At 70.8% G+C, this 25,958-nt stretch carries 21 protein-coding genes; 15 read left to right on the top strand and 6 right to left on the bottom strand.

The window, feature by feature from the left end; genetic code table 11:
- Positions 1–70 precede the first annotated feature (70 nt).
- Complete coding sequence (truA, locus tag ACIA77_RS02400) at positions 71–907, top strand: tRNA pseudouridine(38-40) synthase TruA (RefSeq protein WP_395883945.1); 837 nt, start codon at positions 71–73, stop codon at positions 905–907.
- Between the two features lie 11 nt (positions 908–918).
- A complete protein-coding gene (locus tag ACIA77_RS02405) occupies positions 919–1,542 on the top strand; it encodes a class I SAM-dependent methyltransferase (protein WP_395883947.1) in 624 nt (207 codons plus the stop codon).
- Positions 1,543–1,591: 49 nt separating this feature from the next.
- Here the strand turns inward: ACIA77_RS02405 and ACIA77_RS02410 are convergent, their stop codons facing one another.
- Both ACIA77_RS02410 and eccE read right to left on the bottom strand, forming a co-directional pair.
- Complete coding sequence (locus tag ACIA77_RS02410) at positions 1,592–2,311, bottom strand: hypothetical protein (RefSeq protein WP_204091685.1); 720 nt, start codon at positions 2,309–2,311, stop codon at positions 1,592–1,594.
- Positions 2,308–3,546 carry a type VII secretion protein EccE gene (gene eccE, locus ACIA77_RS02415; protein ID WP_395883948.1) on the bottom strand — a complete coding sequence of 413 codons (1,239 nt, stop codon included), beginning with the start codon at positions 3,544–3,546 and terminating at the stop codon, positions 2,308–2,310. Before eccE ends, ACIA77_RS02410 begins: the two co-directional genes overlap by 4 nt.
- A 606-nt stretch (positions 3,547–4,152) precedes the next feature.
- On the opposite strand from eccE, the gene eccB reads away from it, so the two are divergent.
- The 3 genes from eccB to ACIA77_RS02430 all read left to right on the top strand — a co-directional run bounded on the left by eccB (position 4,153) and on the right by ACIA77_RS02430 (position 7,309).
- Positions 4,153–5,790, top strand: coding sequence for a type VII secretion protein EccB (eccB, locus tag ACIA77_RS02420; protein ID WP_395883950.1), 1,638 nt, complete (start codon positions 4,153–4,155; stop codon positions 5,788–5,790).
- A gap of 62 nt (positions 5,791–5,852) precedes the next feature.
- Complete coding sequence (locus tag ACIA77_RS02425; protein ID WP_395883951.1) at positions 5,853–6,182, top strand: hypothetical protein; 330 nt, start codon at positions 5,853–5,855, stop codon at positions 6,180–6,182.
- Positions 6,179–7,309, top strand: coding sequence for a WXG100 family type VII secretion target (locus tag ACIA77_RS02430; protein ID WP_395883953.1), 1,131 nt, complete (start codon positions 6,179–6,181; stop codon positions 7,307–7,309). The genes ACIA77_RS02425 and ACIA77_RS02430 overlap by 4 nt, the downstream gene beginning before the upstream one ends.
- 64 nt (positions 7,310–7,373) lie before the next feature.
- On the opposite strand, the gene ACIA77_RS02435 is transcribed toward ACIA77_RS02430, so the two are convergent.
- Complete coding sequence (locus ACIA77_RS02435) at positions 7,374–9,002, bottom strand: S8 family serine peptidase (RefSeq protein WP_395883954.1); 1,629 nt, start codon at positions 9,000–9,002, stop codon at positions 7,374–7,376.
- Positions 9,003–9,010: 8 nt separating this feature from the next.
- A complete protein-coding gene (eccD, locus tag ACIA77_RS02440) occupies positions 9,011–10,375 on the bottom strand; it encodes a type VII secretion integral membrane protein EccD (protein WP_395883955.1) in 1,365 nt (454 codons plus the stop codon).
- Between the two features lie 397 nt (positions 10,376–10,772).
- On the opposite strand from eccD, the gene eccCa reads away from it, so the two are divergent.
- The 5 genes from eccCa (at position 10,773) to ACIA77_RS02465 (ending at position 18,110) form a co-directional block, all read left to right on the top strand.
- Positions 10,773–14,780: a type VII secretion protein EccCa gene (gene eccCa / locus ACIA77_RS02445; protein WP_395883957.1), complete on the top strand. Its 4,008-nt coding sequence runs from the start codon at positions 10,773–10,775 to the stop codon at positions 14,778–14,780.
- A gap of 43 nt (positions 14,781–14,823) precedes the next feature.
- Positions 14,824–16,854: a type VII secretion-associated protein gene (locus tag ACIA77_RS02450; RefSeq protein WP_395883958.1), complete on the top strand. Its 2,031-nt coding sequence runs from the start codon at positions 14,824–14,826 to the stop codon at positions 16,852–16,854.
- Between the two features lie 10 nt (positions 16,855–16,864).
- Positions 16,865–17,218, top strand: coding sequence for a hypothetical protein (locus tag ACIA77_RS02455; protein ID WP_395883959.1), 354 nt, complete (start codon positions 16,865–16,867; stop codon positions 17,216–17,218).
- Positions 17,219–17,438: 220 nt separating this feature from the next.
- Entirely contained in the window at positions 17,439–17,765 is a 327-nt protein-coding gene (locus ACIA77_RS02460; RefSeq protein ID WP_395883960.1) for a WXG100 family type VII secretion target, read from the top strand.
- A gap of 54 nt (positions 17,766–17,819) precedes the next feature.
- Positions 17,820–18,110, top strand: a complete 291-nt coding sequence (locus ACIA77_RS02465) for a WXG100 family type VII secretion target (RefSeq protein ID WP_395883962.1) — start codon at positions 17,820–17,822, stop codon at positions 18,108–18,110.
- A gap of 75 nt (positions 18,111–18,185) precedes the next feature.
- Here the strand turns inward: ACIA77_RS02465 and ACIA77_RS02470 are convergent, their stop codons facing one another.
- Both ACIA77_RS02470 and ACIA77_RS02475 read right to left on the bottom strand, forming a co-directional pair.
- Positions 18,186–18,872, bottom strand: a complete 687-nt coding sequence (locus ACIA77_RS02470) for a DUF4333 domain-containing protein (protein ID WP_395883963.1) — start codon at positions 18,870–18,872, stop codon at positions 18,186–18,188.
- A gap of 22 nt (positions 18,873–18,894) precedes the next feature.
- On the bottom strand, positions 18,895–19,782 hold the full coding sequence (locus tag ACIA77_RS02475) for a hypothetical protein (RefSeq protein WP_395883964.1): 888 nt from the start codon (positions 19,780–19,782) through the stop codon (positions 18,895–18,897).
- 246 nt (positions 19,783–20,028) lie between these two features.
- Here ACIA77_RS02475 and rplM point away from each other — a divergent pair, with 246 nt between their 5' ends.
- From rplM to ACIA77_RS02500, 5 genes are all read left to right on the top strand, one after another.
- Positions 20,029–20,481, top strand: a complete 453-nt coding sequence (rplM, locus tag ACIA77_RS02480; protein WP_204091673.1) for a 50S ribosomal protein L13 — start codon at positions 20,029–20,031, stop codon at positions 20,479–20,481.
- 14 nt (positions 20,482–20,495) lie between these two features.
- Positions 20,496–21,008, top strand: coding sequence for a 30S ribosomal protein S9 (gene rpsI / locus ACIA77_RS02485; RefSeq protein WP_395883967.1), 513 nt, complete (start codon positions 20,496–20,498; stop codon positions 21,006–21,008).
- Positions 21,009–21,588: 580 nt separating this feature from the next.
- Positions 21,589–22,926: a phosphoglucosamine mutase gene (gene glmM, locus ACIA77_RS02490; protein ID WP_395883969.1), complete on the top strand. Its 1,338-nt coding sequence runs from the start codon at positions 21,589–21,591 to the stop codon at positions 22,924–22,926.
- Between the two features lie 199 nt (positions 22,927–23,125).
- Entirely contained in the window at positions 23,126–23,374 is a 249-nt protein-coding gene (locus ACIA77_RS02495; RefSeq protein WP_395883971.1) for a hypothetical protein, read from the top strand.
- Complete coding sequence (locus ACIA77_RS02500) at positions 23,371–25,953, top strand: hypothetical protein (protein WP_395883972.1); 2,583 nt, start codon at positions 23,371–23,373, stop codon at positions 25,951–25,953. Before ACIA77_RS02495 ends, ACIA77_RS02500 begins: the two co-directional genes overlap by 4 nt.
- Positions 25,954–25,958: the final 5 nt, after the last annotated feature.

Below are 25,958 nucleotides of genomic sequence, written 5' to 3' on the forward strand. Positions count from 1 at the left end.
CCTGACGGCACAGTCGACACCGGACGAGCCCGCCACTCCCCCCGGGGAGGGCGGGCTCGTCCGTCTGCGCTTGGACGTCTCCTACGACGGCACCGACTTCTCCGGCTGGGCGCGCCAGCCCGGCCGCCGCACCGTGCAGGCGGAGCTGGAGCAGGCCCTGCAGCGCCAGCCGCCGGGCGCGTCGATCGCGAAGTCCGTGGTCGTCGCGGGCCGCACGGACGCCGGGGTGCACGCGACCGGTCAGGTCGTGCACGTCGACGTCGTCCCGCTCGCGCCGGGCGCCCCCGGCCGCGTGCCGGTCGACGAGCACGGCATCCCGGACCTCACGCGCATGACGGGCCGCTGGAACAAGCTGCTGCCCGCCGACGTCCGCGTCCTCGGCGCCCGCATCGCCCCGGCCGGCTTCGACGCCCGCTTCTCGGCGATCCGGCGCCACTACCGCTACCGGGTCTCCGACGCGCCCTGGGGCGTGGATCCCTTGCGCCGCAACGACACCCTCGCCTGGGGCCGGCCACTGTCGACGGACGCGATGAACGAGGCCGCCCACGCTTTGCTGGGCCTGCAGGACTTCGCGGCCTACTGCAAACAGCGCGAGGGCGGCACCACGATCCGCGAGCTGCAGGAGCTGGAGTGGTCGCGCGTCGACGAGCACCTGCTCGAAGTCCGCGTCACCGCCGACGCCTTCTGCCACTCCATGGTCCGCAGCTTGGTCGGCGTCCTCCTCCTCGTCGGCGACGGCCGCCGCGCCCGCTCGTGGCCCGCCGACGTCCTCGCGAGCGGCACGCGCGACAGCGCCGTCGCCCCGGCCCACGGCCTCACGCTGACGGCCGTGGACTACCCGCCGGACGCGGAACTGGCGGCCCGGGCCGAGCAGACGCGCAACGTCCGCTCGCCCACGGACCGGTAGGTTCTCCGTCCGTGGCAGAGCACCAGGACGAAACCAGGGTGGCCTACGACGGGATCGTCGAGCTGTACGCGTCGCTGTTCGCCGACCCGCGGCTGGCGGAGCTGCCGTTCACGCGGACCATGGTGAGCACTTTCGCCGAGCTGGTCGGTGCGACGGGGAACCCGCGAGTGGCCGACGTCGGGTGCGGGCCCGGGCACATCACGGCCTTTCTGGGCGAGGCGGGGCTGGCTGTCCGCGGTCTCGACCTCTCCCCGGGCATGGTCGAGCACGCGCGGCTGTCGTTCCCGGCGCTGCGGTTCGACGAGGCGCGGATGGAGGCCTTGCCGTTCGAGGACGGTGCGCTCGGTGGCGTCCTGGCCCACTACTCGCTGATCCACACGCCGCCGGAGGAACTGCCGGCGCTGCTCGCCGAGCAGGCGCGCGTCCTGGCCCCGGGCGGTCTGTCGCTGGTCTCGTTCTTCGCGACCGACGCGCCGGCGCCGATCCGTTTCGATCACAAGGTGGCGCCCGCCTACAGCTGGCCGGTGGAGCTGCTCGCCGGGGCCGGGCTCGCCCCGTTCGCCCGCCTCGTCCACGACCCCGAGTCGGAGCGCGGTTTCCTCGACGCCCACCTGCTGGCCCGCCGAACGCGGTGAAGGCCTCCCCGGACTGAGCCCGGAGAGGCCTTCCACGCCAACGAGAACCTCAGTCGCCCCGGCGGACGGGGCCGAGGATCTGCTGTTCCTTCTGCGTCGTGACCAGGCGCAGGGGGCGCCAGAGGTTGCGGCCCAGCGCCACGACCTGGTCGTCCTTCAGCGTGGTCAGCTGGCGCATCATCTGCGGCGGCAGGCGCCAGATGCGGGCCGCCAGCTCGGCCTGGCCCGCGGGCAGGCGCTGCATCAGCACGAGGTCCGCGGCGTTGGCCGTCGCGCCGGCCTGCGGGTGCAGGTAGGGCAGGACGTACACGGTGGTCTGCCACGGCGAGCGCGGCGGGAAGAGGTCCTGCGGCGTCGGGCCGCCGTCGGTGACCACGAGCAGCGGGGCGTCTTCCGACGGGCGCGGCAGCTCGACCGGCGACAGGCGCCGGATCTGCACCAGCGGCGACGGGCGTCCATCGCGAGTCCCGGCGGACTGGGAGAGCACCTGCCAGGCCGCGGGGCGCCCGGTGGCCACGACCACCCACGCGCCCACGGCCATCGCGCGCAGCGCCACCTGACGGGCGAGGTACAGACCGCCGACGAGCACGATGCGCGTCGGCGTGGAGCGCAGGGCCGAGATGGTGAGCGGTTCGCCCTTGAGGCCCGAGCCGAGGACGATGCCGCCCCTGTCGCCGGACGGGCTGATCGCGTCGAGCATCGCGGGGTCGACGGTGAACTCCGGGGCGACGCCGGCGTTCTGCCCGGCGTCGCGCAGGCGGGTGCTCATGCCGTACCTCCGATGGGCAGGGTCGCGGCGAAGGCGGCGATCTGCAGGCCCCGCATCGGGGTCAGGTCGACGTCCAGCCGTTCCGAAACGGACTTCAGCCGCTGATCGGCGGCTTCGAGCTCACGCGGGTTGCGGGCGCTCACGCGCACCACGCCACGCAGCCCGATGCGGCCCTCGTCCGACGCCGGCGAGATCGACATGGCGACCGTCGCCGACAGCGCGCGGACGCTCGTGAGCGCCTCGAGGCTGCCGCTGATCTTGCCCTTCGGCCAGCCGGTGATCGCGTAGCTGGAGTGCCCGATGCCGGCCGCGGTGACGCCGGTCCAGCTCTCCTGCAGATTCACCTTCGTCGACGAACCCGCGACGGCCGTGAGCTCCGCGGCGGAGATGCTGGCGCGCAGCAGCTCGTCCGGGTCGAGCGGCCGCGTCGGCACACCTTTGGACTCCAGCGCGTTGCGCACACGCGACAGCGCGCCGATCAGCGCGCGGTGGGCACCGACGACACCGCCGCCGCGTTCCCGGATCGCGTCCGGGCAGCGCCGCGGGTCGAGCCGGACCGCGATCCACGTGGTGCGGCGCGCGGCCGCGGGCAGCGGGCCGAGCACCTCCATGTACGAGCTGAGCGCCGGCGAATCCGAGGGCAGCGCCGCGGAACCGGGGTAGCTGTGCCAGATCATCTGGATCGAGTCGAGGACCACACCGCGGTCTTCGAGGCACGGCGCGAGCGCCGACAGCGGCAGGCTCGGCGCGCCGCCCGCCTGCGTGATCAGCGCGGGTGCCGGCTCGACGAGCAGCACCGCGGTCCACGTGCCGTCGTTCCAGGCGAGGCCGACCTGCTGGCGTTCGTGGTCGACGCCGTGCGCCACCACGAGGTCCGGCACGGCCAGGCGCAGCAGGTTCACGCGCGCGTCGTCGGGGCCGGTGACCGTGGTGTCCTCGGCCGCCAGCTCCTCGACGGTGCTGGGCGGCGGCGGGGTCGCGACGCGGTCGTGCGACCGGAAGCGGTAGCGCATGGTCAGGCCGAGCCACTGCGTGAACCAGCGCCCGCCGACCCGCAGGAACGCGAAGACGAGGAAGACGAAGACGACACCGGCGGCGATGTACTTGAGTTTTTCGGAGTTGATCGCGAGCAGGATCAGCCCGATCGCGACACCGAGTTCCAGCAGCACGAGGTTCGACACGGGCAGCGGGCCGAGGTTGATGCCCCCGGAGCGCTGCCGCGAAGGCGGGGCCATGCGGGTCGCGGTCGCCGTCGCCGCGGGCGAACCACCCGAGCCGCTACCGTCAGGGCCGGAACCACTGGAGTCACCGGGGCCGCCCGGTCCTCCCGGACCGCCGGGCCCACCGGGACCTCCAGGCCCACCGGGTCCACCCGGACCACCAGGACCGCCGCCACCGGGACCGTTGGGACCGTTGGGTCCCCGGCCGCCGGGACCACCGGGACGGCCACGACCTCCGGGCCCACCCGGGCCGGCAGGACCTCCGGGCCCACCGGGCCCACCGGGACCACCCGGACCGCGCGGCACGCCTCCGGGGCCACCAGGTCCGCCCGGCCCACCGGGTCCACCCGGCACCCCGCCCGGTCCACCCGATCTGCCCGGTCGCGGCGGCGGACCCGGAGGACGTCCTCCGGGTGGCGGCGGCCCCGGCGGGCCAGGCGGACGTGGAGGCGTGGTGACGGACATCCGCGCGTTCTCTTCCCCTCGTGAGTGCTACGTTCCCGGAAAGCCGGTACCGAGGTGTCCGACCCTAGCTTGAGTTGGTAGAAACCCCACACCAGACGGTCCCCGTACGGCTATCCTGCGGAACCGTACCGCGACGGGGAGGACTGTAGGTCGGAAATGCCATCAACACCCACGACTAAGTCACAGGTTCAGGCCTACAAGTTCGTCATGCGCCGGATGCAGTCGGCGCTCGTCCGCCGCGATTCGGTGATGCTGCACGACCCGATGCGCACCCACGCGCGGGCGACCGTCGTCGGGGTGATCCTCGGCGTGCTGGGCGCGGTCGTCTTCGTGCTGTGGGCCCTGCTCAGCCCGGCTCCGTCGGTGCCTGCGTCGGGGAACATCGTGATCGGCGAGCAGTCCGGCACGGTGTACGTGGTCACCGGAAATCCGCAGAAGCTGATCCCGACCTTCAACCTCGCGTCCGCGCGGCTGATCCTGCTGGCGCAGCAACAGCAGTCGTCGCAGGGCGGCGGTCAGGGTGGCGCCCAGCCGGCCGGTGCGCCGGCGGCCGAGGTGAAGACTCCGACCGTCGTTTCGGATGAACAGCTCAAGAACATTCCGCGCGGAAAACTGACCGGCATTCCCGATGGGCCACAACTTCTGCCCGATGCCACCCAGCGCATTTCCCCCAACTGGGCGGTGTGCGACCAGGTGGAACTCGAGCCGTCGCTGCCGGTGCCGGACAGCGTGAACCGCACCGACACCACGGTGATCGCCGGTGTCGCGAACGTCGGCACGGAGCTGAACAACGGCCAGGCGCTGCTGGGCGACGCCGGCAACGGCAAGACCTACCTCATCTACCGCCTCCCGCCCACGCAGGCGCGGCCCGACGCCAACACGGTGCGCTCCCAGGTGAGTCTGGACAACAGCGACCCCGTGAAGGCGGCGCTGCAGCTGCCGTCCAAGGCGCGCAAGGTCTCGCAGGCGTTCCTCAACGCGATCCCCGACGTCCCCCCGCTCGTGCCGCCGCAGGTCGACGGTGCCGGCGACACGCCGACGCAGAACTTCCAAGGTCTCGCGGTCGGCGACGTCTTCTCGACCACTCCTTCGGGTGGGCAGCCGGAGTTCTGGCTGATCACGAAGACGGGCATCGAGAAGGTGTCCTCCGCCGTCGCCGACATCGTGCGCGTGGCGAGGAACGGTGCCAGCTCGAGCAAGGTCGTCGACCTCGGCCTCAGCAGCATCAACGGCGCCAGGCAGCTGCAGAAGGGCGACGACGGCTTCGTCGACGTCAGCAACTACCCGCAGGAGACCCCGACCGTCCTCGACGCGACGCAGGGCTCGCCGGTGGCGTGCCTCGGCTGGTCGTTCGACCCGGGCAAGAACACGGCGCACACGTCGGTGTACGTCAGCAACCGCCTGCCCGCCGAGACGTTCAACCCCGACAACTCGTCGAAGGTCCAGAACGTGAGCACCACGGGCCCGAACGGCTTGCCCATCACCGGGTTCTTCATGCCACCGGGCTTCGGCGCGGTCGTGTCGTCGGCCACGGAGACGAATGCGACGTTCGGCAAGGGCCCGATCCAGCTCATCTCGGACCGCGGTCTCCGCTACGGCGTCCCGGACGTGAACACCGCCAACGCGCTCGGTCTGAACAACCCGTTGCCGGCGCCGGAGTCGATCATCGGACTGCTGCCCACGGGCTCGTCGCTGAACACGCAGGACGTGCAGAAGCAGTTCGACTCCGTGCCCATCGACCCGAACGCGGGCTCGTTCCCGGCGCAGCAGGCCGGGCAGCAGGCCGGCGGCTGAACCGGGAACCACCGCGCGGCCGTGTCCGTCACACTCGAACACAGTCGGGTGAGGAGGATGTCGTGGCGGCGGGGAACAACGCGCTGAACATCGACGGAGCGGTCGTCGACGGCTACGCGGCCAAGGTGGCGCACGCCGCCGGCGAGCTGGACACGGCGGCGGCCGGCATCGGTACGGGCGCGACCACGGCGGAGACGTACGGGGAGCTGGGCGGCCGGCTCGGTCTGGACCGGTCGTACACGCGGGCGTCGACGGCGCTGCGGCAGCAGCTGCAGGCGGGCGCGACCGCACTGCGGTCGGCCGCGCAGGCGCTCGAACAGCTGACCGCGGGTCACGCGCAGCGTGACGCCGACGCGGCCGAGATCCTCAAGCGCGCCGGGAGGCGGTCGTGACGGAACCGTCGCTGACGTTCGTGTCCGAGCTCGCGCGCGAGCTCGGCGTGACCGACCCCGTCGCGGTGTACTACCGCCCGCTCGTCGGCCGCTGGGAGGACCTCGACGAGGAAGCCCAACGCCTGCGCACGGCCGCGAAGACGGCGGGCGGGGTTTCCGCCGAGCTGGCCGAGGAACTGGGCCGGCTCGACGCGTCGTGGTCGGGTGCGGACGCCGATGCTTTTGTCACTTATCTGGGTGAAATCCGGTCCGCGAGCGAAGGCGTCGAGGACGCTCTCGACGAGCTGGCGGGCGCGCTGGACGAGCTCGCCGGCACGCTGCGCAAGATCGTCGGCGACGCCACCCACGTGCTCACCGACGCGGCCGATCTGCTGTCGGAATCGGCGATGCTGCCCGTGGGCGGCGTGAGCCGTTCGCGCGCACAGCTTCGGGAGACCGAGCAGTCGATGCGGTCCTTCTACGACGCGGCGGAAGACGTGCTGCAGGAGTTCGGCCGGCTCTGCGACGGCGTGGACGCGCCGGCGGGTGAGCAGTCGAGCATCACGGTCCGCCGTCACTACCCGGCCGAGCAGTTCCGGCTCCACGGCAGCGATTCCGCGCGGCCCGCCGCAGTCGGCGCGGCCGCCGGACCGGAGCAGGCCGGTTCGCGGCCGGCCGATTCGGCGGCGTCCGAAGCCGAAGCGCAGCCCGGAACTTCGCCCGATCAGGTGGAAAACTCCGCGCCTGACACCGCGGCGGCCGACCCGTCCGGCACGACCGCACCGTCCTCGGCCGACGACTCCGTCTCCCCGTCGGCGGCCGGAGAGGTCAACCAGGGCAAGGAATCCGGCGTCGATCCGCGCTCGCAGCAAGTGGACGCGGGCGTGCTCCCGGTCCAGCCGGAACCCGCGCCCGCACCCGCCCAGCCCGCGCAGGGACAGCCGGGCATGGCCATGCCGATGATGCCCATGATGGGCGGCTTCGGCGGCGGGGCGGGCGGTGGCGGCGGCGGTACGCGCCAGCCCAAGAACCGCACGTCCGCCAAGTCGTCGGACCTCCTCGGCGAACCGGAGCACGTGGTGCCGCCCGTGATCGGCGAGGACCCGCGCCCTCAGAAGCCCGACAAGGCCAAGAAACCCCAGAAGTGACCGAAGGGGCCGCCCGCCGGGAAAACCCGGTGCGCGGCCCCTTCGGGCTTCAGGACGGCAGCGCTCAGCCCGGCCGGCTGTCCGGCCGGTTGCGCCGGATCGTGTGCATCACGAAGAGCGTGATCAGCAGCGCCAGCACCCCACCGCCGGTGCCCGCCAGCGCGACGATCATCGGGGTGGAGCTGCCGCCGTCGGCCGGCGGCAGCTGCGCGGCCTGGACGACCGGCTTCGGCGGCGCCAGCATGCCGACGTCGCCGGGCAGATTCGCGGTGAGCGCGGCGACCGGGTCGATCACGCCGTAACCCACGAAGTCGTCGCGCCCGCCGGGCGCGGCCGGGTGCTGCGCGGTGGCCTCGATGCGCTGGATCACCTGGCGCGCGTTGAGCTTCGGGTACATCGAGCGGACGAGGGCGGCCACGCCGGCCACATACGGCGCGGCGAAGCTCGTGCCCTGGATCTTCGACTGCTGGCCGTTGTTGATCGTGAGGTTCGCCAGGCCCGTCGAGCCCTCGGCCGGGTCGAGCGACACGATGTCGGTGCCGGGCGCGGCGACGCCGACCCACGGGCCGTGCACGCTGAACGACGCGACACCGCCGGACTGGTCGATCGCGCCGACCGACAGCACGTCGTCGGCGAACCACGGCGGCGTGACGATCGACTTCGGCTTGTTCGGGTCGGGCTGGTCGTTCTGCGGGCAGCTGTCGGAGACGTTGCCCGCCGCGGCGACGACGACCACGTCGTTGTCCGCCGCGTGCTTCACGGCGGCTTGGACCTCTCGCTCACCCGTCTGGATGTCGCCGTTGCCGTCGGCCGCGCGGCAGTGGTCCACCGACATGTTGATGACCTTGGCCTGGTGCTTGTCGGCGATGCCGCGGATGATCTCGGCCAGCGTGTGCAGCGTGCCGGCCGTGCCTTCCTTCTGCAGCTGGCGGGTGTCGCCGTTGTTGTCCTGCTGCGGGCCGGTGCCGCCGACCTGACCGCCGCCACCGGTGCTCGGGGGCAGCTGCCCGCCGGTCTGGCCGCCGGGCTGCCCCCCTTGCTGCCCGCCGGGCTGCCCAGTGTTGCTCGAACTGTTCGAGCTCGTGTCCTCGGAGTAGTTCTCGCTCAGCTGCCGGTAGGAGATGATCGTCGCGTCGGGCGCGACCCCGATGAACCCGACCTTCGGATCCTGCGGGTTGCCCGCGATGATGCCGGCGACTTCGGTGCCGTGGCCGTCGCAGTCCTGCAGGCCGCCCGGCTGGCCGTTGGTCGGGTTGGCGACGTACTCGCCGCCGCTCTCGACGCGGCCCTGGAACCACGGGTGCGGCGTGACGCCGGTGTCGACGACGGCGACCTTCTGATTCCCGCCGATGCTGCCGGTCGCCGCTTTCACGATCTGCTGGGCCTTGTCCAGCTGCAGGTACGCCTGACCCCACGGGATGATGTTGATCGGAACGTTGGCGTCGAGGCTGCGCTGAACGCACCCCGTCTTCTGCTTGTAGGTCTTGTCCGGCCCGCCGCTGTCGGTCGGCAGCACGCTCAGGTCGACCTGCGGCGGCGTCGCCCACGTGCCGGCCGCGTCGGTGGGCTGCTGCGCCGACGCGGGCGAGACGGCCGCGAACGGGGCCAGCACCCCGATCCCGGCCGCGAGCAGGACGACACCGGTGCGGCCACCGAGCCCGAGCCGACGCGGGAACGGACGTCGCGCGCGCATCTGCCGGCTCACTTGAGGTTCAGGTGGCGCAACGTCGTGTAGAGGTCCATCACGCCGAGGGCCAGCGGCAGCACCACGGCGATGCAGATCGCCTCGAAGATCTCGACGGTGCGTCGCAGTGGCGGGGAGAAGCGCTGGTTCGGGAAGATCACGCCGACCACGAGCGAACCCGCGGCGACGAGGAGCAGCGCGCCGAAGACGTACAGCACGCGGTTTTCGGCGGTGGCGGAGAACAGCCAGCCGATCAGGATCCCGGCCGCGGACACCATGCCCGTGGTGAGCAGCGCGATGGCCTGCGCGCCGTTGGCGTACGCGCGGGCGCGCAGCAGCAGCACGAGCGTGGCGACCACGCCGAGGATGATGCCGAACACGCCCGGCGCGGTCGCGGCGATCACGGCCGAGACGGCGGTGGTGGCACCGCAGCCGATCAGCAGGCCGGTCATGTAGTCGTGGGCGACGGCGGTGCGCTTCTCGATCGCCTCGTAGTCCGGGAACCCGGTCTCTTCCTTCAGCTCCTCCGCGGTGCTGGGCACGTGCGGCAGCGGGAGCTTCGCGAGCCAGATCGTGGCGCGCGGCAGGATCGAGATGCAAGCGAGCGACACGGCGACCGCGCCGGCGCCGACCCCGGCCGGGGTCACCGTGACCAGCGTCGCGACCAGGAACGCGATCGCGCCGAAGACGCCGGCCGTGGCCGCGGCGATGAACACGCGGATACCGGCGCCGATGACGAGGATGCAGACCGCCGCGACGATGAGCACGAGCACCGCGCCCAGCAGCAGGTTCGCCCGGACGGTGAGGCCGGGGACGATGTAGAAGCCGCTCACGAACGCCAGCGGCAGGCCGCCCGCGGCGGCGATCAGCACGCCGGTGCCCTCGGCCTGGTAGCCCTTCACCAGGGTCGCGCCGACCGCCACGCACGCGATCGCGCCGAGCCCGCCGGCGATGGCCGCGGCGAGCGAGTTGCCGCCGGCGAGCGATCCGCTCATCAGCAGCGCCAGCGCGGACGCGAACAGCGCGAGCCCGCCGGCGACGTGCCCGAAGCGGCGCGCCGTCTCCTTGGTCCAGGGACGGAAGGTGTCGGGGGTCGACTCCGCGATGGCGTCGACCACGTCGTCGTACAGCGGCGGCGGCGGGTTCTCGTTGCGCTTGCGCAGCTGCAGCAGCTCGCCGTCGACGACACCGAGCGACGCGAGCGTGCGGCTCGGGTCCAGCGGGGCGTCGCCGAGTTTGGCCAGCGCCCAGCCGCCGTGGCGCGCGCCGCCGTCGGGCGACGTCTCCCGCGCCATCTCCAGCAGCATCGGCAGCAGATCGGCCACCGCGACGTCGGCCGGCAGCGCGACGTCGATCCGGGTGTTCGGCGCGACCACCGTCACCCTGCTGAATACCGTCGTGCCCGTTGCCACTTGACGCCCCCGCTCTGACGACTCAACTCCCGGGGGGAACTTATACCGAACCCAGGGTGCCGCATCACCGACTGTCCGAAAATCCTTGGCGAAAGTACACCCGCGGGACGCCATCCGTGCCCGGCGACCAGGTGGGATCGAGCGATTCGATCACTTTTCGGCGGTGCTGGGCCGTACACTCCCGGGATCAAGAGGTAACGGATCCGCGGGTGACACCGCCGGAGCCGTCGGTGTCTGTCGAGGGGGCAGCTGCGGTGCACTATCGGGCGTTGGCCGGAAATTCCCGGCGACGTTCGATAGGTTGTCACGCGCGCCCGGGCGCGGGAGCCGACCGGCCATCGTCGAGTTGGAATAGAGGGGTCCTTCGATGAGCACGCTTCAGTTCAAGAAGTCGCCACGGCTGGCGGCGCCGCGCCCGCCGGGCGGCGAGGTGCACCTCGAGCCCCCACCCGAAGTACCCCGCACGATCCCGGGCAACATCGTTGCCAAGGCGATTCCGGGCGTGATGATCTTCGCCTCGCTCGGGATGATGGTCTTCATGTTCACGGCGGGTGGGAAGAACCCGACCACGATCATGATGAGCGGCATGATGCTGATGGGCACCGTCGGCATGCTCGCCGGCGGTGGCGGCAAGGGCGGTGGGGCCAAGAAGGCCGAGATGGATGAGGACCGCAAGGACTACTTGCGGTACCTCGGCCAGATGCGTGATCGTGCTCGTGAGGCGATGGTCGATCAGCGGGCGGCGTTGGAGTGGGTGCATCCGGATCCGCAGTCGTTGTGGTCGCTGGCCGCGAGTCGGCGGATGTGGGAGCGGCGCCAGAACGATCAGGATTTTCTGCACTTGCGGGTGGGGCGTAGCTCGCATCGGCTGGCGACGCGGTTGGTGCCGCCGCAGACCGGCCCGGTTGACGAGTTGGAGCCGATCGCGACGTTGGCGTTGCGCCGGTTCGTGCGGGCGCATTCGATCGTGCCGGATTTGCCGACGCAGATCACGTTGCGTGGGTTCGCGGCGGTGAGTGTGCAGGGTGAGCGGGGCCTGACTCGTGGTCTGACCCGGGCGATGCTGGCGCAGCTGGTCGCGTTCCACAGTCCGGATGATGTGCTGATCGCGGTTGCGACGGCGGGGCGGGCGAAGGAGGAGTGGGAGTGGGCGAAGTGGCTCCCGCACACCCAGCACCCGACGTTGTCCGACGGGATCGGGCAGATGCGGATGATGGCGGGTTCGCTGGCGCAGATCGAGGCGTGGCTGGATGAGGAGTTGCGGGACCGTCAGCGGTTCTCGCGCAACGCGACGCCGGCGCCGGATCAGCCGCACATCGTGATCGTCATCGACGATGCCGAGGTCACGCGTGAGGAGCAGATCATCCTGGAGGAGGGTCTGGTCGGTGTCACGTTGATCGATCTGTCCGACTCGCTGGGGAATCTCGCGGCGCGCCGGGGGCTGCGGTTGGTGGCCGAGCCTGATCGCCTGGGGGCGCGCAGCGCCGGTGGGGTGGAGTGGTTCGGCCGGCCCGACACGCTGTCGGTGATCGAGACCGAGGCGCTGGCCCGGTTGATCGCCCCGTATCGGGTCGGGGGTGGTGGGGGCGCGGAGACCAACGACGACGAGCCGTTGCTGTCCAACCCGACGCTGTTGGAGCTGCTCGGGATCCCGGGTGACCCGATGACGTTCGACGTGCAGCAGGCGTGGCGTCCGCGGCCGGTGCGTGACCGCTACCGGGTGCCGTTCGGTGTCGGTGAGTACGGTCAGGCCGTCGAGCTGGACATCAAGGAAGCGGCGATGGAGGGCATGGGCCCGCACGGCCTGTGCATCGGGGCGACCGGTTCCGGTAAGTCGGAGTTCCTGCGGACGCTGGTGCTGGGGCTGCTGGCCACGCACTCCAGCACGGCGCTGAACATGATCCTCGTCGACTTCAAGGGTGGTGCGACGTTCCTGGGTCTGGACAAGGCCCCGCACGTCGCCGCGACGATCACCAACCTCGCGGGTGACCTGACGCTGGTCGACCGGATGAAGGACGCGATCGCGGGCGAGGTGTCGCGGCGCCAGGAGGTGCTGGCGAAGGGCAACTACAAGAACGTCTGGGACTATGAGAAGGCGCGCGAGGCCGGCGCCGACCTCGACCCGCTGCCGGCGCTGTTCATCTGCATCGACGAGTTCTCCGAGATGCTCACCGCGAAGCCGGACTTCATCGACATCTTCCTGCAGATCGGCCGGGTCGGCCGGTCGCTGCAGATGCACATGCTCCTGGCGTCGCAGCGGCTGGAGGAGGGCAAGCTGCGGGGTCTGGACACCTACCTGTCCTACCGGATCGGTCTGAAGACGTTCTCGGCCGCGGAGTCCCGCGCCGCGATCGGGGTGCCGGACGCGTTCGAGCTGCCCTCGATCCCGGGTTCGGGCTACCTCAAGTTCGACACGTCCACGATGGTGCGGTTCAAGGCCTCCTACGTGTCGGGCCCGTATCGGCCCGCCGGGATCAAGGCCGCCGGGCCGGCCGCCGCGGTGGTGCGCGCCGACAAGCGCCCGCAGCTGTTCGTGCCCGACTTCATCGAGCTGCCGCCCGAGCCGGAGCCCGAGCCCCAGCCGGTCGAGGAGGCGCCGAAGCCGGAGCAGGACGAGGCCACCGAACCGAGCGAGCTGGAGGTGATGGTCGACCGGTTCGTCGGCCAGGGCCCGCCCGCGCACGAGGTGTGGCTGCCGCCGCTGGACGAGCCGAACTCGCTGGACACGATGCTGCCGAACCTCAACCCCACCGACGACCGCGGTCTGTCCCCGGTCGGGTTCTTCGGCAACGGCCGCCTGCAGGTGCCGCTCGGCATCGTCGACCGGCCGTTCGAGCAGCGCCGCGACCTGCTGTGGGCCGATTTCTCCGGCGCCGCCGGCCACGGCGTCATCGCCGGCGGTCCGCAGTCGGGCAAGTCGACCATGCTGCGCACGCTGATCATGTCGATGGCGCTCACCCACACCCCCGAGGAAGTGCAGTTCTACGCCCTGGACCTCGGTGGTGGCACCCTGGCCGGGCTGGCCGACCTGCCGCATGTCGGTGGGGTCGCGGTGGCCCGGCGCGAGCCGGACAAGGCCCGCCGGATCGTGGCCGAGATGAACAACCTCGTCACCGAGCGCGAAGGCCGCTTCGGTGAGCTGGGCATCGACTCGATGACCGAGTTCCGCAACCGCAAACGCCGCGGGGAGATCACCCCCGAGCAGGACGCGTTCGGGGACGCGTTCCTGATCGTGGACAACTGGCGCGCCATCCGCGACGACTTCGAGGAGCTCGAAGGGGCGATCACCAGGCTGGCCCAGCAGGGTCTGTCCTACGGCGTGCACGTGGTCATCAGCGCCAACCGGTGGGCCGACCTGCGCCCGGCGATCAAGGACATGCTCGGCACCCGGTTCGAGCTGCGCCTCGGTGACCCGACCGAGTCCGAGGTCGACCGCAAGGTCGCGGTCAACGTCCCCGGCGGCCGTCCCGGCCGTGGCATCACCCGCGAGAAGCTGCACATGCTCACCGGCCTGCCCCGCATCGACGGCGCCAGCGACGCCGAGACCCTGGCCGCCGGTGTGTCCGACGCCGTGGCGAAGATCCGCGGCGCCTGGCGCGGCCGCCCCGCCCCGCAGGTCCGCCTGCTGCCGGAAATGGTCACCTACGACGAAGTCCTCACACTCGACAACGCCCGCACCACCAAACTGGTGCCCTTCGGCCTGTCCGAGGACAACCTCGCCCCGGTCTACCTGGACTTCGACGCCGAACCGCACTTCTTCGCGTTCATGGACGGCGAGTCGGGCAAGACGAACCTGCTGCGCCAGATCGGCCGCGGGATCGCCCAGCGCTACACCCCCAAGGAAGCCGTGATCCTGCTGGTCGACTACCGGCGCACCATGCTCGGCTTCCTCGAAGGCGACTCCCTGCTCGGCTACGCCGTGTCGTCCAACCAGCTCGACGACATGATCAGGGACGTCGTCGGGTCCATGACCCGCCGCCTGCCCGGCCCCGACGTCACCCAGGAACAACTCAAAAACCGGTCCTGGTGGACCGGACCGGAACTGTTCGTCCTGGTCGACGACTACGACCTCGTCGTCACCCAATCCAACAACCCGCTGCGGCCCCTCTCGGACTTCCTCGCCCAAGCCAAAGACGTCGGCCTGCACCTGGTCGTCGCCCGCCGCACCGGCGGCGCGTCACGCTCCTCCTACGACCCGATCATCGGCAAACTCAAAGAAATCGCCGCCCCCGGCATGGTCGGCAACGGATCCCGCGACGAAGGCGCACTCGTCGGCAACATCAAACCCAGCGCACTGCCACCCGGCCGCGCCGTCATGCTCAGCCGCAAAAACGGCCGGCAACTCGTCCAGGTCTCGTGGATCGAGCCCGACTGAACCGAGCCGGGGGAGTGCGCGCTGACGCGGGTGGAGGTGCCGGGTGACGCTGCGGGTCGCGGTGGACTTCGGCACCTCCAGCACCTGCGTCGTCGCCTCCGTCAACGGCCGCGAGCCGCAGGTCGTGGTCGTCGACGGCCAGCCGTTGATGTCGTCGGCGGTCTACGCGGCCGCCGACGGCACCCTGTTCGTCGGGCAGGAAGCCGAGCGGCAGGCCGCCGTCGACCCGTCGCGCTACGAGCCCAACCCGAAGCGGCGGATCGACGAGGGTGAGCTGCTGCTCGGTGAGTCCGTGCTGCGGGTCACCGACGTCATCCACGCCGTGCTGGCCCGGGCCGTCGGTGAGGCCCGGCGCATCGCCGCCGACGCCGAGGTCGACTTGCTCGTGCTGACGCACCCCGCCGACTGGGGCGCGATCCGCACCCGGCTGCTCCGCCAGGCGGCGGGCGGGCTGGCGCGCGAGGTCGCGCTCGTGCCCGAACCGGTGGCCGCGGCCGTGTACCACGCGGCCACGTTCACCCCCGTGCCCCAGCCGGACGGCCGGACCGTGGAGTTCAGCGGCCGGCCCGGCGACGCGCTCGCCGTGCTCGACCTCGGTGGCGGCACGGTCGACGTCAGCGTCGTGCAGCGGTTGCCGGAAGGCGCGTCGGTGCCCGGCCGGCCCCCGCAGCGCGGCGGGTTCCAGGTTCTGGCCACGCGCGGTGACCCGAGTTTCGGCGGCGCGGACATCGACCAGACGCTGCTGGACCACGTCGGGTCGCTGGTCTCGGACGCGGATCCGGAGGCGTGGCGGCAGCTGGTCACCGGGCGCGAGCTCGCCGACCGGCGCCGCCGCCGCGTGCTGCGGCAGGACGTGCGCGGCGCGAAGGAGACGTTGTCGCGCCACACTTACACGGACGTGCCGATGCCGCCGCCGTTCACCGACGCGCACGTGACGCGCGACGATCTCGAGAAGCTGATCGCGGCTCCGCTCGGGCGCGCGGTGGAGCTCACGAGCGCGGCGATCGCCGACGCGGGGCTGCGCGCCAAGCAGCTCACGGCGATCTTCCTCGTCGGCGGGTCCAGCCGGATCCCGATGATCTCGCGGCTGGTGCACGAACGCACCGGCGTCGTGCCGACGAGCCTCGACCAGCCCGAGACGGTCGTGGCGCGCGGCGCGCTGCGGGCGGTACTCGTGGACCCCGACCGCACCGGGGCGTTGCCGGGTGCTTCGGCGGCGCGGCTCGCCGCGACCCCGGGCGGGCCGGCCGCAGCGCCCCCGTCGGAGCGGCGCACCGACGTCGTGCGCCCGGGGGAACGGCAGCGCGCCGATGCTGACGGCCGGACGGAACTGCTCTCGCGCCAGGCCGCACCTCGGCCGGCGCAGCCGGTGAACCCGCCGTCGGGACCGTTGGCGGCTGGGCGGCCGGCGCCGGGGCTCGGGTTTTCCGGGCCACCACCGGCTGGTCCAGGCCTGGGCGGACCGGCGCCGGCCCGTGCGGGAGCCCCCGCCGGTTCGTGGCCGCCGGACCGCGCTCCCGGCAAGTCCCGCAAGCGGCTCGCGTGGGGGATCGTCGCGGTCGTGGTGGTCGTCGCGATCGTCGCGGGAGTGGTGCTCTACGTCGTGAACCGGGGGAGTGGCGCACCGCAGGCCCAGCAGGGCAAGACGTTCGTCCAGTACGACTTCAGCCTCGTCGCGCCCGCCGACTGGGTCCAGACCTCCGACCAGGTCGCCGACCGGCAGGTGATCCTGCACCCGCAGGACGTCGCCGAGGGCAACGACCTGCTGGTCGCGCAGGAGTACGTGATGGACTACGACGCGACGGCCGATCGGGCACAACTCGTGGACACTTTGCGTTCGCAGGCCGAAGGAAACGCGGTCTACAGCGCGTTCGACCCGGACCTGACGTACGGTGGCCGCACCGTGATCGGGTACCACCAGCGCAAGAGCGACCAGCTCACCGTGAACTGGTTCGTGGTCGTGCAGGGCCGGATTCGGGTGCACGTCGGGTGCCAGTACGAGGCTCCCGCGTTGCGGCAGCGCGTCGACACGGCCTGCGAACAGGTCGTGCGGACGCTGAAGATCACCAGCTGAAGGAGTGCCCGTGCGGTCGGAACCCGAGTCAGCCGCGGCGGCGTTCACCAGAGCGGGGCAGGACGCGGTCACGTACGCGCGCCGGGTCGCCGGCACCGCGCTCGCCCGGTCCGAGCACCACCGCGAGGAGAACCGGGAACTGCTCAAGGCCTACGGCCGCCACCGCTCGGCGGGCGGTGGCGGTGGTGAGGCGACCCCCAGCGCGCTGCGCGGCGCCGCCCAGCGGTTCCGCGCGGCCTGCGGCCTGCCGATGCCGGTCGAAGATCCGGTGCGGTCCGGACCGGTGGTTCCCGCGCGGGGGCCTCAGACGAGTGATGACGACGAGGACTTTTCGCAGTTGCGAATCCTGAACCGGCCCACCTGAAACTTTCTCGACGTGGGGCGACACCCTGGTCAGCAAGGTTTCCCGGAGCGCGGGGCGGCCGGTGCGGAGGGTGGTTCCCGAACCTTGCGTTAACGAAAGCAAACACCTTGGGAAATCTCGCACCGGGTGTGAACCGAACCTGGCACTGTCTTCGTCGTAGGATTGTACGGCGCAGACATGAGCTCAGTACTACAACGAACCAATGAAGGGGGTCGCTCCCATGGCTGGTGGCTTTAAGGGGAATCCGGCAGACCTGGCGAAGGCGTCGCAGCAGGTCCAGCAGAACTCCGAGCAGCTGAATGGCCACAAGGCTGATCTGCTGAGCAAGATGGAGTCGACTCGCACCCTCTGGCAGGGTGAGGCGGCGACCACGTTCAACCAGATCATGCAGGACTTCAACGACGACTTCGGCAAGGTGAACCAGGCCCTCGGCGAGATCGCCGACCGCCTGCAGCAGGCCGGCACGTCGATGAGCAACAACCAGGACCAGACGAACTCCGCCATCAAGAGCATGGGTAGCTCGGGCATCGGCAGCGTCCTCGGCTGACGGTTTCACCACACACTTTCACCATTCGCTCAACCACTCGAAAAGGAGTGAACGATGTCTGACGGCCGCATTGTCGTCGATTATTCGACCATCGACCAGGCCGGCGCCGACTGTGGTGCCACCGTGGGGAAGCTGCGCGACGAGCAGCAGACCCTGCAGGGTGTGCTCGCGCCGCTGATCAACGACTGGGAAGGTGACGGCCAGGCTCGCTGGCAGGAGCTCCAGAACAAGTGGAACAACAGCTACGCGCAGCTGGAGGAGTTCTTGGAGAAGATGTCCAAGAAGCTTCCGGAGGTCGCTGACGAACTCCGTCAGGGCGACCAGAGCGTGGCGAACCTGTTCTGATTTCGCTTTCCGCAATCGCCGGTCCGCGTTAGCCGCGGGCCGGCGATTGTTTTGTGCCGACCGGTTCTCGTCTTCTCAGTGCGGTGCGCCGACCGCGTATTCCGGTTTGTCGTTGAGCACCCGCACAGTCACCTTGCGAGTCTGCCCGCCGAGTTGCACTGTGCAGTCGAACGTGGTGCCGTTCACCACCGGTTTGCCGGAGGGACAGACCACGTTCTTCACGTCCGGCTCCCCGTAGTTCTCCGCGAGCACGCGAGTAACGCCGTCCTGCAAGGATTTCTGGTCCAAAGTGTCCCCCTGGAACGCGCCGGACAACCACGCCGCACCGGCTCCGACGACCACGACGGCCACCACCGCACCGCCGATCACCCACGGCCGCCGCGACTTCGGCGCCTTCTTCACCGCCGCCGCGGAAAACGCGCCGAGCCCGCCGTAGGCCGACGGCTGGAAAACACCGCCGTACGGCGAATTCTGTTGCTGTGGCGCCACTCCCGGCACCTGCTGTCCGGGGTACGGCTGCGCTTGCGGGCCGGGGTACGGCTGGGCTTGCGCGCCGGGGTGGGGCTGCCCGGGATACGGCTGCGGACCGGTGTGCGGCGCGCCGGGGTAGGGCTGCTGCCCACCCGCGTACGGCGCCGGCGGCTGACCGTTCTGCTGCGGGGGCTGCCACCCACCGGCCGGCCACTGGCCCGGGGTACCCGGCTGGTTCCCGTTCCCCAGCGGGGGCGGCCACTGCCGCGGCTGCTCGGGTGGCTGCGTCATCGGAGGTCCCCTCGGGTGTTCATCAGCTGCCCTGCAGTTGGGCGAGCCGTCGGTAGAAGTCCTGCTTCGCGTTGTCGTCGGGCAGGTTCGTGACCTGGCTCGGGTCCGGCAGCTTCGGCATGTCCGCAGCCGTGGCCTTGCCGGTGAAGCGGAAGTCGTAGCGCAGTTCGAGGTTGTGGCCGTCGCCGGAGAACTTGGCGGCCATCGTGAAGTAGTCGAGCGATCCGTCCGGCTTGATCTTGATCGTCGTCGGGATCACGGCCTTCTTCAGCTCGGGCCCGACCTCCGAGAGCAGATCGGCCGGCAACTGCTCCACGCGGTTGTCGAGGAATTGCGAGAAGGGGACGTTCACGGTCAGCTCGATCGACCCGTCGGGTGAGCTCTTGGCGCCGCGGACCGCTTTCTTGTCGGCCTTGTAGGAGCTGTCGACCGACTGGGCCATGGCGCACACGCTGAGCACGCCGCCCCAGACGCACGGCTGCACCAGGCCGACGTCGGGCTTCTTCATCGACACCCACGACGTCGGCTCGAGCGATTTGTACTCGGGGCCGAGGTAGAGGTATTCGAGCGTCCCCTCCGCGGGGGTGAAGGTGTCGATGATCTCGTCGGGGTTGCGCTGCGAGCGGTTGTGCACCACGCGGCTCTCGGGGCTGCCGGCGCGGGCCGAGGTGATCGTGTTCTTGAGCGACTTCTCGTCGAAGCGGAAGTACGCGTCGAAGGAGTTGGTGACGTCGCGCGCGGCGAGGATCGAGTCCTCGAGCTTCGGCATGGCCTTCTCGAACTTGGCGCCGACGTACGCGGACGCCTGGTCGCCGTCGGGCAGTGCCGTGCCGGCGCGGGCGTGGCCGCAGGCCGTCGCGAGCAGCACGGCGCCCAGGGCCAGCGCCGCACTGGCGGTCCGTTTCGTCATCGTGGTCCCCCGGTCTCGTGCCGTCCGCGCGGATCGTCTCATCTTGGCGGGTCGCGCGTGGCCGGTTCGAGCGCGTGACCCGGTAGGATCACCACCGGGCCCGGACCCCGTGATCACGGCATCGGACCACCCCGCTGCACGGGTCGCGTGAGCAGGGGGGTATCTTCATATGTCGTTGTGCGTTGCGGCGCGTCAGCGCTAGGCCCGCACAGAACCCACACGCAATGTTGACGACGAGGTAGACCCTTGCCCACGTACAGCCCCAAGCCCGGCGACGTCACTCGTGCCTGGCACGTGATCGACGCCGAGGATGTCGTGCTCGGCCGGCTCGCGACCGAGGTCGCCACGCTGCTGCGCGGCAAGCACAAGCCGACCTACGCCCCGCACGTGGACACCGGTGACTTCGTCATCATCGTCAACGCCGAGAAGGTCGCGCTCACCGGTAACAAGCGCGACCAGAAGTTCGCGTACCGCCACAGCGGCTACCCCGGCGGTCTGCGCAAGCGCTCCTTCGGCGAGCTGCTCGACACCAAGCCCGAGCACCTGGTCGAGAAGGTCGTCAAGGGCATGCTGCCGAAGAACAAGCTCGGCCGCGCCATGGCCAAGAAGCTGAAGGTGTACGCCGGCCCGCAGCACCCGCACGCCGCGCAGCAGCCGCAGGCGCGCGAGATCACCAAGATCGCGCAGGTCGCGCAGTGAGTGAGGAACAGTCTGTGACCAGCACCGAGACCGAGGCTCCGGCGGCCGCCGAGGCCGTCGTCGCCACGTCGGAGACCCCTGAGGGCGAGGCCGTCGCCACCAGCGAGACGCCCGCCGCCCCGCGTCCGTCGCGCGCTGCGGGCGGCAACGCCCAGACCGTCGGCCGCCGCAAGGAGGCCGTGGTCCGCGTTCGCGTCGTGCCCGGTACCGGTGAGTTCAAGCTCAACGGCCGCACCCTCGAGGAGTACTTCCCGAACAAGGTGCACCAGCAGCTCATCCGTGAGCCGCTGGTCACGGTCGACAAGCCGGACTCGTTCGACATCTTCGCCAACCTCCACGGTGGCGGCATCTCGGGCCAGGCCGGTGCGCTGCGTCTCGCCATCGCCCGTGCGCTGGTCGAGGTCGACGCCGACGACCGCCCGGCCCTCAAGAAGGCCGGCTTCCTGACCCGTGACGCGCGCGCCACGGAGCGGAAGAAGTACGGCCTCAAGAAGGCCCGCAAGGCTCCGCAGTACAGCAAGCGGTAGTAGGTGGTCGTGGGGGAGTCTGCTCAGCGCCTGGCGGCGCTTCGCCGGACTCCCCCTACGGCTGTATTGGGGGTCGAACCCCCAAACCCCCGCCAGGGGGCAAGCCCCCTGGACCCCCGGGTCGGTTGCGTTGGCTTGTTTGGTTACGTGGTTTTTGGGTGAGCCCTGCTGGTGCCGATGGCGCGTGGCGGGGCTGTTTTGTTGGCTGCGCCTCCGGGGGCGGTCCGGCGTCGGGTGCCGTGCGTAGGTTTGACTGAGTAGCTGTCTGTGCTTTTGTTCGCGGGTGGCCTTGCTCGTGCCCTGCGTGTGCGGGCCGGGTTCACGCCGTGATCGTTCGAGGGGAATCCAAGCCCTCAAGCCCCTTGCGAGTGCAACCTCAGGAGCGCCCATCCGTCTTTCGGATGGGCGCTTTCGCGTTTTCCGGCGGGTACCGGCGGTCATTCCCTGGGGACCCATTCGCCCTGAAGTGATGCGTTTCCCGTCCCACCTGCGACTTCACAGGGGTAAGGGGGCAAGGGCCGGGCCAACCGGGTCCGCCGCTAGGTTGTCGTGGTCGATCGAGACCTTGGAGGTCGTGGAGATGGCTCGCCTGTTCGGCACCGACGGGGTTCGTGGCCTGGCCAACGCCGAGCTGACCCCGGAGCTCGCGCTGTCCGTCGCGGCGAGCGCCGCGCGGGTGCTGGCCGCGCACGACCGCTCGCACCGCCCGGTGGCCGTCGTCGGCCGCGACCCGCGGGCCAGCGGCGAGATGCTGGAGGCGGCCGTGGTCGCGGGCCTCGCGTCCGCCGGCGCCGACGTGCTGCGTCTGGGGGTGCTGCCGACGCCCGGCGTCGCCTACCTGGTGGGCGCGCTGGAGGCCGACCTGGGCGTGATGATCTCGGCCTCGCACAACCCGATGCCCGACAACGGCATCAAGCTCTTCGCCGCGGGCGGGCACAAGCTGCCCGACAGCATCGAGGACGAGATCGAAGCCGGCCTGACCGGTGCCGACGTCGTCCGCCCGACCGGCTCGGGCGTCGGCCGCGTCTCCGATGTCACCGACGCGCTGGACCGCTACGTCGAGCACCTCGTCTCGGTGACACCGCACCGGCTCAACGGCCTGAAGGTCGTGGTCGACTGCGCGAACGGCGCGTCGTCCGTCGCCGCCCCCGAGGCCTACCGCCGCGCCGGCGCCGAGGTCGTCGCCCTCCACGCGGAGCCGGACGGCATCAACATCAACGAGCACTGCGGCTCGAACCACCCCGACCTGCTGCGCGCCGCCGTCGTCGAGCACGGCGCCGACCTGGGCATCGCCCACGACGGCGACGCCGACCGCTGCGTCGCGGTCGACTCCTCGGGTGAGCTCGTGGACGGTGACCAGATCATGGCCGTGCTGGCGCTGGCGCTCGCCGAGGAGGGCGAGCTCGTGAAGGACACGCTGGTCGCCACCGTGATGAGCAACCTGGGCCTGCACCTCGCGATGAAGGCCCACGGCATCACGGTCGTCACCACGTCCGTCGGCGACCGCTACGTGCTCGAAGAGCTGCGCGCCTCCGGCCTCGCCCTGGGCGGCGAGCAGTCGGGCCACGTCGTCCTCCCCGCCCACGCCACCACCGGCGACGGCCTGCTGACCGCCCTGCGCCTCATGGCCCGCATGGCCGCCACCGGCAAGCACCTGTCCGAGCTCGCGGCGGTCATGAACCGCCTGCCCCAGGTCCTCGTCAACGTCCCCGTCGCCGACAAAGCGGCCGTCGCCTCCTCCACGGAAGTCCGCGACGCCGTCGGCGAGGTCGAAGCCGAACTCGGCGAGGAGGGCCGCGTCCTCCTGCGCCCCTCGGGCACCGAACAGCTCGTGCGCGTCATGGTGGAAGCCCCGGCCCACTCCACGGCCCAAGCCGCGGCCGACCGCCTGGCCGGCGTCGTGTCGGCGGTCTCCTGAACGTCCCGGATCACCCGATTCGACTGCGCCCGTCGTCACGGCCCGGGTACATTCCGTGTGCGGGTGTGATGGCACCGGGGGCGGATTTCGTGCGTCCTAGAGTGCTGTCACACGGGTGCTCTAGGGAGGGCGAGCGATGGCGGGCGGCCACAAGGTCGATACTGAGGCGCTTACGAGGGCGGCCAAAGCACTGAGCGAAATGCCGCGGAACACGGTGCAGCAACCCCTCGCGGCGGTCAAGGACGTTCAGCTCGTGGCCGGTGACTTCGGCGAGGCGCACTCGATGAACTTCGAGCCGTACCACTCGGGTGTCCTCCGGTTGGCCGGAATGGCCGACGCGTACCTCAAGGCTTCCGACGCCTTCGCCCAGAAGCTCAACGCCGCCGGCGGCCACTACCAGGCCAGCCAGGACGCTTCCGGTGCCACCGTGAAGGAGGCCGGAAAGTGAGCGCGGATGTCGGGGACGACGTCCCGACCAGGCAAGAAGTGGAGCAGATGCTCTACGACCCCGACCTGGGGAAGACCCAGGCGGGGACGGACCTGGCGTGGAAGTACCTCGGCTACCTCGATGATCACGATCCCACCAAGTACGGGTTCAAGGACGAGCACGAGTTCGAGCAGTGGCGCGACCGCATCAAGCGCGACCTGGGACTCAGCGCCGATCCGCCGCAGGACGCCGAGGACAACCACGGCAACGGCGACGTCAAGGACGCCTACTCGCAGGCGAAGCAGACCTACGACAAGCACGAGGCGGACGCCCGCGCGGCCGACAAGAAGGCGGCCGACGACGCCAGGGGCAAGCTCGACGAGCAAGCGGACAAAGCTTCTCAGACGAACGCGGGCGCGAACACGTCCGACGAAATCCTCGACCTCGGGCGGCCGGGGATGAAGACGTTCGACACGTGGGTGCCGCTGTTCAACCGGGCGGTCGCGGTCGTCGGCACCTACCAGCCGGCGAGCACGGACGAGCTCTACAAGCTCTACAACGAGCAGCGGAAGATCCCGTTCACCAAGTTCATGGCCGGCGCCGATGAGTTCACCGCGCTGAGCGGCGCCATCGTCAACGCGTCGACCGACGTCGAAGGCCAGCTCTCGACCAATCTGGCCGACTGGCAGGGGGACGCGGCCGACCAGGCTGACAACTTCCGGAAGAACTACACGGCCGACGCGAAGGTCGTGTCCGATGCCGGGACGAACGCGGCCGCGGCGATGAAATCCGCGTGCGGTTTGGTCGGGAAGGCCTGCCGGGACAAGGCGAACTGGGTGATCAAGTACCGGGTGGATTCCCTCGGCCCGGTCACCGCCCAGGACCTCGACCGCATCATCCGCATCGCCGAACTGCGCAGCAACGCGAGCCAGGACGACTTCAAGCACTGCGCGAAGTTCCTGGACCAAGAGTCGCAGGACATGCTCGAGAAGGACGACTGCGATCTCAACGACGACACGATCAACCACATCGTCGACCAGTGCAGCGTGTACCTGAAGGACAACTTCGGGAAGTTCTTCGACGGCTACATCCGCGACTTCAAGACGATGTGCACCAACACGCACACCACGGTCGACGGCGCGTGGCGCGCGCTGACCGATTTCTTCGCCAAGCTGCCGCAGGACCCGTTCTCCAACGTCGACCAGGCCAGTGCGCCGGACCCCGGCAACACGAAACCGTCGAGCAGCACCAGCAGCGGCGGCGGCGTCAATGGCGGTGGCGGTGGTGGCGGAATGCCGTCCGGTGGTGGCGGCGGGATGCCGGCGATTCCGCAGGCGCCGCTGCCGAAACCAGCGGAGGCGACGGACCCGAACCTGAACCCGGTCACGCACCAGCCGCTCGAGACGGATCCGGCCACGGGCAAGCCGTACCCGATCGACCCGCGCACCGGCGAGCCGATCAAGACGGCCGAACCGGAGACGATGACCGTCCAGCAGGGGGACCACAAGATCGCGATGACCGAGCCGAGCGCCGACGGCAGCATGGGCATCACGGTCGACGACGGCACCGTGCACCCGAAGCAGTACCAACTCGACTTCGACGACCCGAAGGACGCCGCCGCTGCCACGCCCGGTCAGCCGGGGTTGGCCGGTCAGCCCGTTCACCCGGGCTTGCCGGTCCAGCCCGCTCCGGTGGGTGGCAGCCAGACACCCGGCTTCGGGCCCCAGGGCCACGGTGGGGCACCGGGCACCGATCCGTCGGGCAAGACCTACGAACCCGGCCCTGACGGCAAGATCCACATCGACGACGGCGGTCTCAAGATCACCGCGGAGCGTCCGTCGGGTCCCGGTGGCCCGACGGTCGTGACCGTCGACGACGGAAGCGGCGACCCCGTCAAGTACACCCTCGGTGACGACGGCAAGCCGGACGCGCTCATACCAGGCCAGAGCGGCACCGCGGCTCAGCACACCCAGGGCGTGCTCGCCGACGTGCCGGGCCACGCGGTAGCCGGGTCGCACAGCGGCGACCTCGGCTCGTCCGGTGCGCTGCCGGACGCGGCGGGGCACGCGGGTGGCACGGGTGGTGGTCTCGGCGGCCAGGACTCGCCGGTGTCCGCGGGCGGCCACGAAGCCGCCGAGCAGCCGGTGGCCGCGCGCGCCGCGGACGCGGGTCCGCAGCACGTCGCCGCCGTGCCGCAGCACGCGCAGCCGGATGGCTTCACGGCCGACGCGGCCGGTCACCCCGGCGTCGACGATTCGACGACGGCCCAGTCGCTGACCGATCCGCTCGACAGCCACAGCACCGTCGGTGCACACCACGAGGACGCGCTCGGCGCGACTCCCGACGCCACCCCGCTCGGCGGTGGGGCGACGGATCCGTCGGCGTCCCAGCTCGGCGTTGCGCCGACCCCGACCGACCACCAGGCCGAGCAGCCCGCGTCGATGGGGATGATGGGCGGCGCGATGGGTGGCGCGGGCCATGGTGGTCAGGACCAGGAGCGGTCGTCGAACTTCCGCGTCGACCGCGGCTTGTTCGAATCGTCGAAGTCCGGCAACCGGATCAGCGGTTCGCTCGACGACGACCACGTGATGGGCCACTAGTCCGG

The organism is Amycolatopsis sp. NPDC051903, from assembly GCF_044452505.1.
In the GTDB taxonomy this organism is placed as follows: domain Bacteria; phylum Actinomycetota; class Actinomycetes; order Mycobacteriales; family Pseudonocardiaceae; genus Amycolatopsis.